The organism is Desemzia sp. AGC72 (assembly GCF_057334175.1).
In genome coordinates, this window is record NZ_JBHFIG010000021.1 from 456,672 (window position 1) to 471,344 (window position 14,673).

Here is a 14,673-nt window from a genome sequence, read left to right on the forward strand (position 1 = left end):
CTGCCTTTTCTAAACACTTATTTCTACCATAAAGACTTTCTACGAAAAAGAACTTCGTTTTATTCTCCAGCTGCTTCTTCGTCTGATTCGATTTGAGTGGTTTGAATAGACAGTTCGTCTAATTGTTTCACTTCTACAATGCTAGGTGCTTTAGCCATCGGGTCAACTGCACGACCATTTTTAGGGAATGCAATTACTTCACGGATATTTTCTTCCCCAGCTAACAACATAGCAAAACGGTCTAACCCTAATGCAATTCCTCCATGCGGTGGGAATCCGTATTCCAAAGCATCTAACAAGAATCCAAATTGCTCTTCTGCTTGTTCTTTGGTGAACCCTAATGTTTTAAACATTTTTTCTTGAATGTCTCGTTTGTGGATACGAATAGATCCTCCACCCAGTTCGTAACCATTCAATACGATATCGTAAGCAATAGCTCTTACTTTTTCTGGCTGATCTCCCAAGAATTGTACTGTATCTGCTTCAGGCATAGTAAATGGATGGTGAACAGCTGTATAACGGTCTTCATTTTCATCATATTCTACTAACGGCCAGTCAACGATCCATAAGAAAGCAAATTGACTTTGATCGATCAAGTTCAATTCTTTTCCTAATTTCACACGTAACGCTCCTAAAGCGTCATACACAACAGATGCTTTATCTGCTACAAACAATAATAAGTCGCCTGGTTCAGCTTGAGTACGTTCCATCAAAGCTTCTGCGTCTTCCTTAAAGAATTTAGCAATCGGTCCTTTTAATCCTTCTTCGTCGACTTTCAACCACGCAAGACCTTTAGCTCCATAAATACCGACAAACTCCCCTAAAGCATCAATATCTTTACGAGAATAGTTTTCAGCTGCACCTTTAACATTCAATGCTTTTACCATGCCGCCATTTGCTACTGCTCCACTGAACACTTTAAATCCAGAATCTTTTACCACATCGTCTAATGCGATCAATTCCAATTCAAAACGAATGTCTGGTTTGTCGCTTCCGTAACGGTTCATAGCATCGTCATAAGACATACGTGGGAACGGTAAAGTTACATCAATTCCTTTTGTTTCTTTGACTACTTTAGCCAGCATTTCTTCTGTAAATGTTTGGATTTCTTCAGGCTCTAAGAAACTCGTTTCGATATCGATTTGAGAAAATTCTGGCTGACGGTCTCCACGCAAATCTTCATCTCTAAAACAACGAACGATTTGGTAGTAACGGTCAAATCCTGCACCCATCAACAATTGTTTAAACAATTGCGGTGATTGAGGAAGAGCATAAAAATGTCCAGGATGTACTCTAGAAGGAACTAAATAATCTCTTGCACCTTCAGGAGTTGATTTCGTCAAATAAGGTGTTTCAATGTCGATAAAGTTCTGGTTGTCTAAAAAGTTTCGAACTGTTTTAGTCAATTGGTGACGTAAAATCAAATTTTTTGTCATTTCCGGACGACGCAAGTCAAGATAACGGTATTCCATTCTTTTTTCATCAGAAACCGATACTCCATCTTCGATATAAAAAGGAGTTGTTTTTGCTTCGTTCAAGACCACAACTTGATGCGCTTCGATTTCTACACGCCCCGTTTGTAATTTATCGTTTTCCATTCCAGCTGAACGCTTTACAACGGTCCCTTTTACTTCGATCACATACTCGTTACGGATAGATTCAGCAATTTCTAAAGCTTCTTTAGAAAAATGAGGGTTAAAAACAATTTGAACGATTCCTTCGCGGTCACGTAAATCAACAAATATTAAGTCACCTAAATCTCTGCGCTTTTGTACCCAACCTTTTAAAACAATTTCTTCTCCAACTAGTTCTTCAGTGACTTTGCCACAATATACTGTTCGTTTAGCCATTTTAATCAACCCTTCTATTCTTCTCTTCTTTAAGTCCATTTTAGTCTTCTTTTTTGAAAAATTCGTTAAATGCTGTCATATCGGCAACTTTTAAATTGAATATTTTTTCAAAATCGCCGTCGTAGATTTCTTCCAGTTCAACAGAAGACTCTTTTCCTGTTTTCATGACTTTAAAGTTGATCACGCCTTGTTCCAATTCATTTTGACCAAGCGTCAATACCACACGAGCATTTTTCTTGTTGGCTGCTTTGAATTGAGCTTTTAATTTTCGGTCCAAGTAATCACGGTCAGCAGACATTCCAGCTGCACGAATTGCTTGAACGACTTTCAATGTTTCCAAGTTTGTTTCTTCTCCAATACCGATTACATAAGCGTCTAATTCCTCTTCTTCAAGAAGTTCGATGTTTTCAGCTTCTAGAATCATCAATAACCGTTCCATCCCGATTCCAAATCCAAAACCAGGTGTAGCCGGTCCGCCGACTTCTTCTACTAAGCCGTCATATCGTCCGCCAGCACAAATCGTTGTCAAGCTTCCAAAAGCTTCAGATTCCGTCATAACTTCAAAAATCGTATCGTTGTAATAATCTAACCCGCGTACCATATTGCTGTCGATAACATATGGAATCTCCAAAGCGTCTAACATTTCTTTAACGACTTCAAAATGTTTTTTAGAAGTTTCATTCAAATAATCTAAAATCGAAGGTGCATTCGCTACGATTTTTTTGTCTTTTTTGTCTTTGCTGTCTAACACACGTAATGGATTTTTGTGCAATCGAGTTTTTGAATCTTCACTCAATTCTTCAAAGTGAGGCTCTAGATAAGCTATCAACGCTTCGCGATAAGCTAATCGACTTTCTGAATCTCCTAATGAATTGATGACTAATTTTAAGCTCTCTAATCCCAATTCTTGGAACAGATCCATTGCTAATGCAATCGTTTCTACATCAGTTGCTGGATTTTTACTGCCGAACACTTCCACACCCATTTGGTGGAATTGTCGCATTCTCCCGCTTTGAGGACGTTCGTAACGGAACATTGGTCCTTGATAATAAACTTTATAAGGCTTAGCGTGTTCTGGACCGAATAACTTGTTTTCGACAAATGCTCTAGCAACTGATGCCGTTCCTTCAGGACGTAAAGCTAATTCTCTGTCTCCTTTGTCTTTAAAGATATACATCTCTTTCGAAACGATATCACTGGTCTCTCCAACACCCCTTGAAAATAAATCTTTGCTCTCAAAAATCGGTGTGCGGATTTCTTCGAATTGGTAATCTGCAAATACGGCTCTAAATGTATCCTCTACATATTGCCATTGTTTTGTATTTTCTGGTAATAAATCAGCTGTTCCTTTTGGTTTTTGGAATCCCATATTTCTCTCTCCTCTTATATAAATCACTTTTTTATACAAAAAAAACTCGTCCTTATTCTGCCATGAGCAAAATAAGGACGAGTGAACTTGTCAGCACGTGGTACCACCTTGTTTTGAAAGCTGTGTAGCTTTCCTTTACGATTAACGCTCGTGACGCAGCAGCTTTTCACTACTGTCCCTCCGGAGTGTCTTTCACATTATTTCACGCAGAATTTTTTTCAGCCAACGAAAATTCTCTCTTAGGATACGGAAAATAATATTACTTTCTCTTTCAATGGGTTCAGATCTATTGTATTAGCTCTAGATTACTAGAAAGACTGTAGATTGTCAAGATACATTCGAGCAGCAATAAAATGTTGCTACCGAGGTTACCTCTTTCCAGTTCCATTACAAAAACCATGAATTTGCGCACTGTTTCTTTACATATTTCATCTTCTTATTTCAGATTTTAATTGCTTAATGGTTGAAACAATTGTTATACTTAATCATGACAAAAATAATCTTTTTTACATAAGATATGTTGAGAAAGTAGTGATTTTTTATGCCCGATTCCGCAAATATGATACATAAACCTAAAAAAACAACCGTCCTTATTATTATAGGACTGTTTCTATTATTGACAACGTACGCTACTATTGCAATGGCTCAAACAAGTACAGTAACCATAAATGCCAGTGTAGTAAACGTTCGTACGGGACCTGGACTGTCTTATGATGTTATGTCTCAAGTAGTCGAGGATCAAAAGGTACAAGTGATTTCTGAAGAAAACGAATGGTACAAAGTACGCATCAGCAACGACCAAGTCGGTTGGATAGCCAGCTGGTTGGTGGATAACAGCGAAATCAGTGCAGCAACCAATTCCATTGGGACCATTACTTATACTGAAGCGAATGTGCGAGCTGAAAGCAGTACAGACAGTGCTATATTGGGAGTCGTGTCTGAAGGAACTCAATTGACCGTTCTCTTCCAACAAGAAGGCTGGACTCAAGTACAATACAATGGTCAAGTAGCTTGGATCAGTTCTGATCTGATTGAAGTCAGTGTTCAACCTAAACAAGAAGCTCCTTCTACAGTAGCCACAAAAGAAAATGCTGCCGCACCTGTAGAAAAAGTAACGATTCGATCAAACGGCACAAATATTCGCAGCGGTCCTTCCATTGATGAAACAGTTGTCTATTCAGCTTCAAAAGGAGATACTTTTATGTTTGTAGAAGCTGTTGGTGATTGGTACATCGTTGAATTGGCAGATGGATCACAGGGTTATGTTGCAAACTGGGTAGTCGATTTATCGGCCAACAGCAAAGCTGCACCGACAGCGACGATAACCAATATCTCTGAAGCTACGATCGTCATTGATGCTGGACACGGTGGTAAAGACTCTGGAGCTCTAGCAAGTTCTTTCTATGAAAAAGATGCCACTTTGGCAACAGCTGTCTTGTTAGCCAACCGTTTACGAAGTGCCGGAGCTAATGTCATTTTGACACGCGAGTCTGATGAATTTATTGAATTGCGCGATCGTGCTTATATCAGTAACAATGCTCATGCTGATGCCTTCATCAGTATCCATTACGATTCGACAGAAGTTCGCAATGAGATAAGCGGAACAACAACGTATTACTATCATGAAGACGAAAAAGGCTTAGCTGATTTGATCAACCAAAACTTAAGTCAGTACGGACCTCTTCCTAATAACGGTGTCCGGCGAGGCGACTATTTTGTGTTGAGAGAAAATTATCAGCCTGCTGTACTATTAGAATTAGGGTATCTGAACAACGACAGAGATCAACAAATCGTGAACACTGATCAATACCGTTCTCAAGTAGTTGAAGGAATCTACCAAGCATTAAATCAATACTTTACACCTTAAAATAGAAAAAAAGCAGTTGAGTTTAACTCAACTGCTTTTTTTCTATTTATTTTTGTTTACTGTCGATCAAAATCGTTACAGGTCCGTCATTTACTAAAGAGACTTGCATGTCAGCCCCAAATTTTCCAACTTCAACTTTAAAACCTTGGTTTCTCAATTGCTGATTGAATTCATCATATAATGGAATGGCCTGATCTGGTCTGGCAGCTTCAATAAAACTTGGTCGATTGCCTTTTTTTGTATTGGCATGCAGTGTAAACTGAGAAATAGACAATATTTCTCCTTCTACATCAGCTAAAGAAAGATTCATTTTCCCTTCTCCATCTTCAAAGATTCTCATCTTACTGATTTTGCGGGCCAAGTACTCTACATCTTCTTTAGTATCTTCTTCTCCTATCCCTACTAACAAGACGAAGCCATGATCAATAGCCCCCACTATTTCTTGATTGATCGAAACGGATGCATTTTTTGAACGTTGAATAACTACTCTCACTTTATAAACTCCTTTATGGCTTTAATCAGATAAAGCACATTTCATTGAGCAAAGAAGCTTTAAGCTCCTTTTGACTCTTCTGAAATGTGCTTCAATTGTATTATCAAGAAGTGATTCTTCTTACAGTATAAACGTCTGGGATATTCTTGATTTTATCCACGATTTTTTCCAATTGACTTAAATTGACGATTCCGATCGTTAAAGTGATTGTCGCCATTTTATTGTTGTCTACTCGTCCATTGACGTTGCTGAGATTTTTCGTTTGCGTATTCACTACTTGTAGAATCTCATTTAGCATACCAGTGCGATTGTATCCTTCAACTTGAAGTTCAGCATTGTATTCTTTTTTCGCGTTAGAAGTATCTTCCCACTCAACATCGATCAAACGATCCTCGACTTCAGAGGAAGAGCGCACATTAGCACAATCTTTCCGGTGAATAGAAATCCCTCTACCTTTTGTGATATAGCCTACGATTTCATCTCCTGGAACAGGGTTACAACAGCGGCTCAAGCGAGTCAGCAAGTTGTCTGCTCCTTGAATTACAACGCCATCTTCGTGTTTGATTTTCATTTTTTCGGTTTCTGGCTTCTTAGGTTTCAGCTCAATTGTTTCCATTTCAGCGAACTTCTCATCGTTCTTGCGATCACGACGTTCTTTTTCGGTCAATCGATTAGCTACCACTAAAGCCGTCAGCTCACCATAACCAATAGCCGCTAACAGATCTTCTTCACTGCTGAAGTTGAACCGTTCCAAAAGCATTTTCATATTCGCTTTCGTCAAATACTCTTTTGGTTGAAAATTCATTTCAAGCAATTGCTTTTCGACTAAGTCTCTTCCCTTAATAATGTTTTCTTCTCGATCTTGCAGTTTAAAGAAGCGTTTGATTTTATTTCTGGCTTTTGAAGTCGAGACGAAGTTCAACCAATCTCTACTAGGACCGTATGAATTAGTCGATGTCAAAATCTCAACGATGTCCCCTGTTTTTAATTTGTAGTTCAAGGGAACGATTTTGCTGTTGATTTTAGCCCCAACAGCTTTATTTCCGATTTCGGTATGCACGCTGTAAGCAAAATCTAACGGACCTGATCCTGAAGGAAGTTCCGTAACGTCACCTTTTGGTGTGAAGACATAAACTTTATCTCTAAAGATATCGTCTTTTACACTTTGCATAAAGTCTCCGGCATCATCCGACTCATCTTGAAGTTCAATGATGTCTCTAAACCAAGGGACTGTATCGTTGATTTGTTCGCCTTCAACCTTTTTCGTGATGCCTTCTTTATAAGCCCAATGTGCTGCGACCCCGTATTCAGCGATATGATGCATTTCTTTAGTTCGGATTTGAACCTCTACAGGATTCCCTCCAGGACCGATAACCGTCGTATGCAAGGATTGGTACATATTTGCTTTTGGCATTGCAATGTAATCCTTGAATCTTCCCGGCATAGGTTTCCATCTAGTGTGGATCGCCCCTAAAACAGCATAGCAATCTCGAATGGAATCGACGATTGCCCGTATAGCTAGCAAATCATAAATCTCATTGAATTGCTTTTTTTGATCTCTCATTTTACGATAAATCGAATAAATATGTTTCGGACGTCCTGTGATTTCGGCTTTAATGTTCAACTCATCTACTGATAATTGTATCTCTTCAATCGCATTAGCAATGTATCCTTCTCGCTCTTCACGTTTCGAGCTCATCAAATGTACGATGCGGTAATATTGCTGCGGATTCAAATAGCGTAAAGACGTATCTTCTAATTCCCATTTGATTCGATTGATCCCTAATCGGTCAGCTAACGGCGCATAAATTTCCAACGTCTCATTAGCAATACGACGCTGCTTTTCAGGACGATGGTATTTTAATGTACGCAAATTGTGCAAACGGTCAGCCAATTTAACCATAATTACTCTTAAATCATTGGCCATAGCCAGCAGCATTTTACGATGATTTTCAGCTTGATGCTGCTCCAGAGATTGGAATTGAATCTTCCCAAGCTTTGTTACTCCATCTACCAACTCAGCGACTTCTCGAGAAAACTCGTTCGCGATGTCATCAAATGTAAATTCAGTATCCTCTACTACGTCATGCAAAAATCCTGTTGCTACAGTTACAGGATCCATTTTCAATTCTGCCAGAATGCCTGCAACTTGGATCGGATGTGTAAAGTAAGGTTCACCGGATTTACGAAATTGACCTTCGTGAGCTTTCTCGGCAAAGTCACTTGCTTTTTTGACAAACGCCACATGGTTGCTGTTCATATAAGTTAGCGTCAATGCAATAACTTCTTTGGCTGTATATTCTTTATTTTTAGGCATTTTGTCACCTTCTCTTTAATTTAACTAGGTGTATAAAAATAGCACTCGAAGCGAGTGCTATCCAACTGTCTAATCTTAGATTAATTATACTATTTACGTATTTCTATTTCAATAGCTTGAAGAACTGTCTGCTTGATCAGCAGATTTCCCAAGCAAAGCAATTCCGTTAGAAGAACCTAAACGAGTTGCTCCTGCTTCGATGAAAGCTTCTGCATCTTCAGTCGTACGAACACCGCCGCTTGCTTTTACTCCTAATTCAGGACCAACAGCACTGCGCATCAATTTGATGTCTTCCACAGTTGCACCGCCAGTTGAGAATCCAGTAGACGTTTTAACAAAGTCAGCTCCAGCTTTTTTCGCGATTTCACACGCTCTGATTTTTTCTTCATCAGTTAATAAACTAGTTTCAATAATCACTTTTGTCAACGCTTTTCCTTCAGCAGCTTTTACAACGCCTCGGATATCACGTTCTACAGTTTCGTCGTCTTTATCTTTCAACGCACCGATATTGATAACCATGTCTACTTCAGTCGCACCGTTTTGAATAGCGTTTTTCGCTTCAAATGCTTTAACTTCTGGAGTCGTTGTTCCTAAAGGAAAGCCGATTACTGTACATACTGCTACATCTGAACCTGTTAAGTATGCCGCTGCTTTCTTGACCCATGTAGGGTTCACGCATACTGACATAAAATGATGAGCTGCTGCTTCTTCACACAATACTTTGATTTGCTCTTCAGTTGCATCCGCTTTTAATAATGTATGGTCAACATATTTGTTTAAATCGTTTATCACAATACATCCCTCTTTTCATCATATTCCATTAATAGTATACCTTACTTCGATGGTTAAAAAAACACATTTTATCATTAATTTAATTCTGTAACGTAAGAAATAGCCGACAACGCGTACAATGGAGCCGTTTCCGTACGCAAAATACGAGGTCCTAAAGAACACACTACAAAGCGCCGTTCTTCAAGCAGTTTGATTTCTTTTGGCGACAAACCGCCTTCAGGTCCAAACACGATTAGAACTGACTCTCCAGATTGTAACTGGTTCAGTATAGAACGAAAATTCTGCATTTCTCCGTTTTTGGCATTTTCTTCATAAGCTACGATACAATGATCATAGGCTTCACTTTGCTGGATCAATTCTTTAAAAGTTGCTATGGAACGAACTTCAGGCACTTTAGTTCGGTGAGCTTGTTCGGCAGCCTCTTGAGCAATCTTACTCAAGCGTTCTTGTTTCTTCACCGCTTTTTTTGCATCCCATTTAACGATCATAAAGTCTGATTTAAAAGGTAAAAAAGCATAAGCTCCTAATTCAGTTCCTTTTTGAACGATCCATTCAAGTTTATCTCCTTTAGGGAGTCCACTGGCAATGGTTACTTTTACGGGCATCTCTTTGCTTTGCTCTTCATCTGCTGTCCATTTCAAATGGACTTCATCTTTCGAAACAGTAGTGATTGCCGCTTTAAAAGCTGATTGGTCCGGCAAGACTAAGATAACTTCATCTTCTTCTTCCATCCGCATGACTCGAATCATGTGATGGTACTGCTCTCCTTCAAGGACAATGTCCACTGAACGATAGTCTTCTAAGGTTTCAGTCAAAAAATAACGTTGCACGATCTAGTCCTCCTCCACTTTTTGAGCGACGATCGCAAACCAGTCTTTCATTTGAAGAACCTGCAAAATCGTAAAGCCTTGTTTTTCCAACTCGCTTAAGATCAAGTCTTTTTTAGCTTCAATGATACCAGAAGTGATAAAAATACCATCTGACTTCAACAATCTCCAAGCATCTGGAATCAACGGTACAATGATCTCTGCTAAAATATTCGCGACTATTATATCTGCTGAAATTTCAATCCCCTTCAGCAAGTCATTCGCTGAAACAGAAACATTTTTCGCATAGGCATTCATTTTTACGTTGTCTTTAGCCGATCTGACTGCTACTTCGTCCAAGTCAAAAGCATGGATTTCCTTAGCTCCTAGAGCACTGCTGGCAATACTCAAGACGCCTGAACCGGTCCCGACATCTAAGATCGTTTCTCCGCCTCTGATGTAAGTCTCCAAGCCTTGTAAAGATAAACGAGTTGTCGCATGCGTCCCTGTACCAAAAGCCAAACCTGGATCTAGTCGAATAACAATTTCCCCATCCATTTTGGGTTCGTATTCTTCCCATTGTGGCGCTACTGTCAAGTAACGAGTGATTTGCTGCGGATGGTAATATTTCTTCCAAGCCGAAGCCCAGTTCTCTTCTTGAACGTCTTCAATAGTGAATGTACTGGGTCCAATAGATAATCCATAAGATTCTAAAGCTAATATGCGTTGTTTGATCTCAGGAATCAATTCCATCAAATTTTTTGTTTCAGGAAAATAGGCTTTTACTAAAGAACCTTCTGAAACATAGTCTTGATTCTCCAAAATGCGGATTTCTCCAAACCCGTCATCTGGTGTTGATAAAAAATCTTGTACATTTTCAATTGCTACGCCGCCTGAACCTGCTTCAATAAAAATATTGGAAACAGCTTCGATAGCTTCATTTGAAGTGTGTACACTTACTTCAGTCCATTTCATAATCGATTGACTCCTGTCTGATAGATGATTGCATTAAAACTTCGGATAAGGAAGCATTTTGGTTTCGTAACGATTCGTATCTTTCAATGTTGCGATCGTTTGATTGAAATTACCGTCTTGCCAGTTCAATTCAAATGTTTCGATCTCTGGGTCTTGCGCGAATTCATTTAAATTTGTTTGCCCTTCACTGACCACTAAACGCAAGATTTTCAAGACCGCGTCTAAATAGCCTTGTTCAATGCCTTTTTTAATTGAAAATGGAAAAGCTTTAAGATAGTCATCCAATAATATTTTAGATTTTTCTGGATCGTAAAAACAAATTGCATCTTCAAATTGGATGCCTTCCTCTTCATTGACAGTTCCTTCAACGTCTTCGATAACCATATCCTCTGAAGTTTCTGCGTAAATCGTTACAAACAATTCGATGACGTGTTGTCTTTTGTTCCAATTCACTTCCCAATCAAAGGGTGCTTCAGTTTCTTCAAGGCTGTTTACTAAGTATTCAACGATATCTGTATTCATTTGTTTATCCCCTCTTTCACTAGTTTTATTTGTTTAAAATTTGGATTACTGCCATCCTAGATCCAGATCGACTGTCCCTTTTTTTCTGGAAACATAAGGATTCCCGCCTACTGTATATCGAAGCGGCTCATCTGTCCATCTCCCTTTATTTGGAATACCGATTCTTGGACTGGCAATAATATTTTTTGGTATACGTCTTTGGTAAGAAGACAAATACAAAGGTGGTTCAGAGATAGATGTTCCATAATCCTCTCTCGTGATTCCCAGGGCTTTAGTCAGCTTTCCAGGTCCATTCGTCACACCTAAGCCTGCCATTTTACGCCGTTCTTCCATTAATTCTATGCCGCTGTATGGTTCCAACGCACGAATCAATATCCCTTGAGGATCTCCTGCTTCTTTAGCGACGATATTCAGCATCGTGTGCGTATGCATCTGGTAGATATAGATCGTTCCTGCCGATTGGTACATAGCCTCTAATCGAGGGGTTTTTCGCAACCCAAAACTATGTGCTGCTTGATCGATTTCTCCCAAATAAGCTTCTGTTTCAACTATCCAACCAGAAGTCACGCCTTCTTCAGTTTCTTTGATCAATAAACATCCTAATAATTGCTGTGCAACTTCTTCAGTAGGTAAATCCGTATTAAACCAAAATGACATTCAATCCCTCACTAATACATATTTTTTACTCTTCTCTAGTATACCTTATTTTGCAATGGAAATTATACCTAAATACCTTTATCTATTGTTAAAATAGTTATTCCTCTTTTATATGGATTTTATGAAAAAAAAAGACCCCACTTAACGGGAGTCTTAAAAATTCATTTTACTTTGTACACAACAGTAGTAATTAAAACATGAGGTTCAGTCAAAGTTTGAACGATAGAAACGATTTCTCCACCATTTTCACTTACTTCCCCTAATAGCACTTCTAAATCATTTTGTACATTTTCTTTTCCCTGAAACTCTCCGATAGGATTACTTGAAACAGTTAATACTCTATAATTAATCATTTTCAACCCTCCTTTCTAGAGCCTAAATTATACCAGAAAGGAGATTTTAAATTAAAGCATACGTTTTGCTAACTAAAGAAAATAAAGCAGAACTTCCAACCACAGGTAAATAGAGTTGGTTGGAAGTGGAAGTTCAAAAAAAATACATTTTTTTCAATTTGAAAATAAGCGAATAATTAAATATTGTTACATTAATCTGTCAGTCTTCATCAATATTCAATACAGACATGAACGCTTCTTGTGGAATCTCAACTGATCCCACTTGTTTCATACGTTTCTTACCTTTTTTCTGTTTGTTCAACAGTTTTTGACGTCTTGTTGGGTCCCCACCATACAATTTAGCCGTAACGTCTTTACGGAAGGCTTTAATGGTTGATCGAGCAACGATTTTTTGTCCGATAGCAGCTTGAACAGGGATCTCAAACATTTGACGAGGAATAGTTTCTTTCAACTGTTCAACGATACCTTTACCACGAGTGTAAGCAAAGTCTTTGTGGACGATAAAACTCAAAGCATCCACTTGTTCGCCGTTTAGTAAAATATCCATCTTAGATAGATTGCTTTGTTTGTATCCAATGATCTCATAGTCTAAAGAAGCGTATCCTTTAGTACTTGATTTCAATCGATCAAAGAAGTCAAAGACAATTTCAGACAATGGCAATTCGTAAACTACGTTAACACGGATTTCATCTAAATAATCCATTGTCAGAAAATTTCCACGTTTACGTTGGCAGATTTCCATTACAGCTCCAACGTATTCGTTTGGAACCATAATGTTAGCTTTTACATACGGTTCTTCAATTGATTCGATTTTCACTGGTTCTGGCATTTCTGATGGGTTCGAAACCACTAACTCTTCCCCATTTGTTAAGTTAACATGGTAAATAACAGATGGAGCTGTGGTGATTAAGTCCAAATTAAACTCACGTTCCAATCGTTCTTGAACAACGTCCATGTGCAGCATTCCAAGGAACCCGCAACGGAAACCAAATCCAAGAGCTTGAGAAGTTTCTGTTTCAAATTGTAATGCAGCATCGTTTAGTTCTAGTTTTTCAAGGGCTTCACGCAAATCTCCAAAACGTGATGACTCTGTCGGGTACATCCCACAGAATACCATCGGTGTCAATTTACGGTAACCTTCTAAAGCTTCTTCAGCCGGGTTATTCGCTAATGTGATCGTATCACCCACACGCGTATCTTGAATGGTTTTGATGTTGGCAGTAACATAACCTACATCTCCGACCATCAAATAGTCGCGTTTAATCGGTTTTGGTGAGAAGATCCCAACTTCTGAGACTTCAAACGTTTTTCCGTTACTCATCATTTGCATTGTATCGCCTGGTTTGATCATTCCTTCCATCACACGGATGTTCAAAACAACCCCACGGTAAGCGTCATAAGCCGAGTCAAAAATCAATGCTTTCAACGGATTATCAACATCTCCTGTTGGAGCAGGTACACGTTCAACGATTTGTTCTAGTATATCTTCAATCCCGATCCCAGATTTAGCGCTCGCTAATACTGCATCGCTGGCATCAATACCAATAACGTCTTCGATTTGTGTACGAACTTTTTCAGGGTCTGCGGCTGGTAAGTCGATTTTATTGATAACAGGAATGATTTCAAGTTCGTTGTCCAAAGCAAGATACACATTGGCCATTGTTTGAGCTTCGATTCCTTGAGCAGCATCTACTACTAAAATAGCCCCTTCACAGGCTGCTAAACTACGTGATACTTCATACGTAAAGTCGACGTGTCCTGGTGTATCGATCAAATGGAAAGTATATGTCTCTCCATCTTTTGCTGTATAGTTCAACTCGACAGCGTTTAATTTGATCGTGATCCCACGTTCTCTTTCCAAATCCATTGAATCTAATAATTGTTCTTGCATTTCTCTATCTGCTACAGTATGCGTTAATTGTAAAATACGGTCCGCTAATGTTGATTTCCCATGATCAATATGTGCAATAATCGAGAAATTCCGGATCCGTTTTTGGCGTTCCATATAATCGTGTTTATTCATTGGTTATTTCCTGCTTTCATTCAAGTATTCCATGAGTATTCTAATGAATTATAACAGTGTAAAGGCTAAATTACAACATTTCCCCAAATACCTGCCTCATTCCACTATACAAATTTTCTTTTTGTTCTCAAGATTCTTAATTTACACAAAAGAAGTTGTACTATAAAAATACCCCTGAAAGTTAGAAAACTTTCCAACTCTCGGGGGTTGTGTTTTAACGTATAGATCTTAGTAAAATCTCTATACTATTTAAATCTTCATTTTAGAGTGTCAGTTAAAATACCAGTCATTTAAGCCTAACTACCTAAAAATTTCTGGAAGAATCGTAGTTGCTAGGAGCCGCGTAAAGGATGCAATGTGAATTACAAAACCTTAGCACTTTAGTGCATAGGTTTTGTTTGAAGCTTGCAAGATTGGAGACCATGGCTCCAATCGCTCCCGTGGCTCTAAAAAGCAGCCATGATTCTGGAAGAAATTTCTATACCAACTTTACAAATTGAAGTTCTTGTTAAGCTCTCTGTTTTAAAACGAGTTGCGCAAGGCAACCTATACGTCTATAAGCTAATCTCAACTGTCCGGTAAAGGGCACCTGTCTGTTGAGATTGTCTTATAGGCGATAGGCTGAGCGCCTTGCTCCACTCTCTGCTTT

The 14,673-nt window shown here is 38.7% G+C and carries 12 protein-coding genes and 1 other annotated feature; of the genes, 1 reads left to right on the top strand and 11 read right to left on the bottom strand.

Annotated features, from left to right (window positions below; genetic code table 11):
- Positions 1 to 59 precede the first annotated feature (59 nt).
- Together aspS and hisS are read right to left on the bottom strand one after the other, a co-directional pair.
- On the bottom strand, positions 60 to 1,850 hold the full coding sequence (gene aspS / locus ACE025_RS11300; RefSeq protein ID WP_485940105.1) for an aspartate--tRNA ligase: 1,791 nt from the start codon (positions 1,848 to 1,850) through the stop codon (positions 60 to 62).
- A gap of 40 nt (positions 1,851 to 1,890) precedes the next feature.
- Positions 1,891 to 3,219 (bottom strand): histidine--tRNA ligase, encoded by a 1,329-nt coding sequence (gene hisS, locus ACE025_RS11305; protein ID WP_485939850.1) that lies wholly within the window; start codon positions 3,217 to 3,219, stop codon positions 1,891 to 1,893.
- A 70-nt stretch (positions 3,220 to 3,289) separates the two neighbouring features.
- Positions 3,290 to 3,503, bottom strand: a binding site (T-box leader).
- 257 nt (positions 3,504 to 3,760) lie between these two features.
- Here hisS and ACE025_RS11310 point away from each other — a divergent pair.
- Positions 3,761 to 5,086, top strand: coding sequence for an N-acetylmuramoyl-L-alanine amidase family protein (locus tag ACE025_RS11310; RefSeq protein ID WP_485939852.1), 1,326 nt, complete (start codon positions 3,761 to 3,763; stop codon positions 5,084 to 5,086).
- A gap of 46 nt (positions 5,087 to 5,132) precedes the next feature.
- On the opposite strand, the gene dtd is transcribed toward ACE025_RS11310, so the two are convergent.
- From dtd to lepA, 9 genes are all read right to left on the bottom strand, one after another.
- On the bottom strand, positions 5,133 to 5,579 hold the full coding sequence (gene dtd, locus ACE025_RS11315; protein WP_485939853.1) for a D-aminoacyl-tRNA deacylase: 447 nt from the start codon (positions 5,577 to 5,579) through the stop codon (positions 5,133 to 5,135).
- A gap of 103 nt (positions 5,580 to 5,682) precedes the next feature.
- Positions 5,683 to 7,896 carry a RelA/SpoT family protein gene (locus tag ACE025_RS11320; protein ID WP_485939855.1) on the bottom strand — a complete coding sequence of 738 codons (2,214 nt, stop codon included), beginning with the start codon at positions 7,894 to 7,896 and terminating at the stop codon, positions 5,683 to 5,685.
- 108 nt (positions 7,897 to 8,004) lie between these two features.
- Positions 8,005 to 8,685 (bottom strand): deoxyribose-phosphate aldolase, encoded by a 681-nt coding sequence (gene deoC, locus ACE025_RS11325; RefSeq protein WP_485940106.1) that lies wholly within the window; start codon positions 8,683 to 8,685, stop codon positions 8,005 to 8,007.
- Between the two features lie 77 nt (positions 8,686 to 8,762).
- Positions 8,763 to 9,518 carry a 16S rRNA (uracil(1498)-N(3))-methyltransferase gene (locus tag ACE025_RS11330; RefSeq protein ID WP_485939857.1) on the bottom strand — a complete coding sequence of 252 codons (756 nt, stop codon included), beginning with the start codon at positions 9,516 to 9,518 and terminating at the stop codon, positions 8,763 to 8,765.
- Between the two features lie 3 nt (positions 9,519 to 9,521).
- Positions 9,522 to 10,469: a 50S ribosomal protein L11 methyltransferase gene (prmA, locus tag ACE025_RS11335; RefSeq protein ID WP_485939859.1), complete on the bottom strand. Its 948-nt coding sequence runs from the start codon at positions 10,467 to 10,469 to the stop codon at positions 9,522 to 9,524.
- Between the two features lie 33 nt (positions 10,470 to 10,502).
- The gene (locus ACE025_RS11340) at positions 10,503 to 10,991 is read right to left on the bottom strand and encodes a DUF3013 family protein (RefSeq protein WP_485939860.1); all 489 of its coding nucleotides are present in this window, start codon (positions 10,989 to 10,991) and stop codon (positions 10,503 to 10,505) included.
- Between the two features lie 45 nt (positions 10,992 to 11,036).
- Complete coding sequence (locus ACE025_RS11345; RefSeq protein WP_485939862.1) at positions 11,037 to 11,648, bottom strand: DNA-3-methyladenine glycosylase; 612 nt, start codon at positions 11,646 to 11,648, stop codon at positions 11,037 to 11,039.
- A 161-nt stretch (positions 11,649 to 11,809) separates the two neighbouring features.
- Positions 11,810 to 12,001, bottom strand: a complete 192-nt coding sequence (locus ACE025_RS11350; RefSeq protein WP_485939864.1) for a hypothetical protein — start codon at positions 11,999 to 12,001, stop codon at positions 11,810 to 11,812.
- Positions 12,002 to 12,200: 199 nt separating this feature from the next.
- Complete coding sequence (lepA, locus tag ACE025_RS11355) at positions 12,201 to 14,024, bottom strand: translation elongation factor 4 (RefSeq protein ID WP_485939866.1); 1,824 nt, start codon at positions 14,022 to 14,024, stop codon at positions 12,201 to 12,203.
- Positions 14,025 to 14,673: the final 649 nt, after the last annotated feature.

Bases quoted from the DNA above. Each gene is read 5' to 3' on its own strand.
- aspS (WP_485940105.1), bottom strand. From the start codon at position 1,850: ATGGCTAAACGAACAGTATATTGTGGCAAAGTCACTGAAGAACTAGTT.
- hisS (WP_485939850.1), bottom strand. From the start codon at position 3,219: ATGGGATTCCAAAAACCAAAAGGAACAGCTGATTTATTACCAGAAAAT.
- ACE025_RS11310 (WP_485939852.1), top strand. From the start codon at position 3,761: ATGCCCGATTCCGCAAATATGATACATAAACCTAAAAAAACAACCGTC.
- ACE025_RS11320 (WP_485939855.1), bottom strand. From the start codon at position 7,896: ATGCCTAAAAATAAAGAATATACAGCCAAAGAAGTTATTGCATTGACG.
- prmA (WP_485939859.1), bottom strand. From the start codon at position 10,469: ATGAAATGGACTGAAGTAAGTGTACACACTTCAAATGAAGCTATCGAA.
- ACE025_RS11340 (WP_485939860.1), bottom strand. From the start codon at position 10,991: ATGAATACAGATATCGTTGAATACTTAGTAAACAGCCTTGAAGAAACT.
- ACE025_RS11345 (WP_485939862.1), bottom strand. From the start codon at position 11,648: ATGTCATTTTGGTTTAATACGGATTTACCTACTGAAGAAGTTGCACAG.
- ACE025_RS11350 (WP_485939864.1), bottom strand. From the start codon at position 12,001: ATGATTAATTATAGAGTATTAACTGTTTCAAGTAATCCTATCGGAGAG.
- lepA (WP_485939866.1), bottom strand. From the start codon at position 14,024: ATGAATAAACACGATTATATGGAACGCCAAAAACGGATCCGGAATTTC.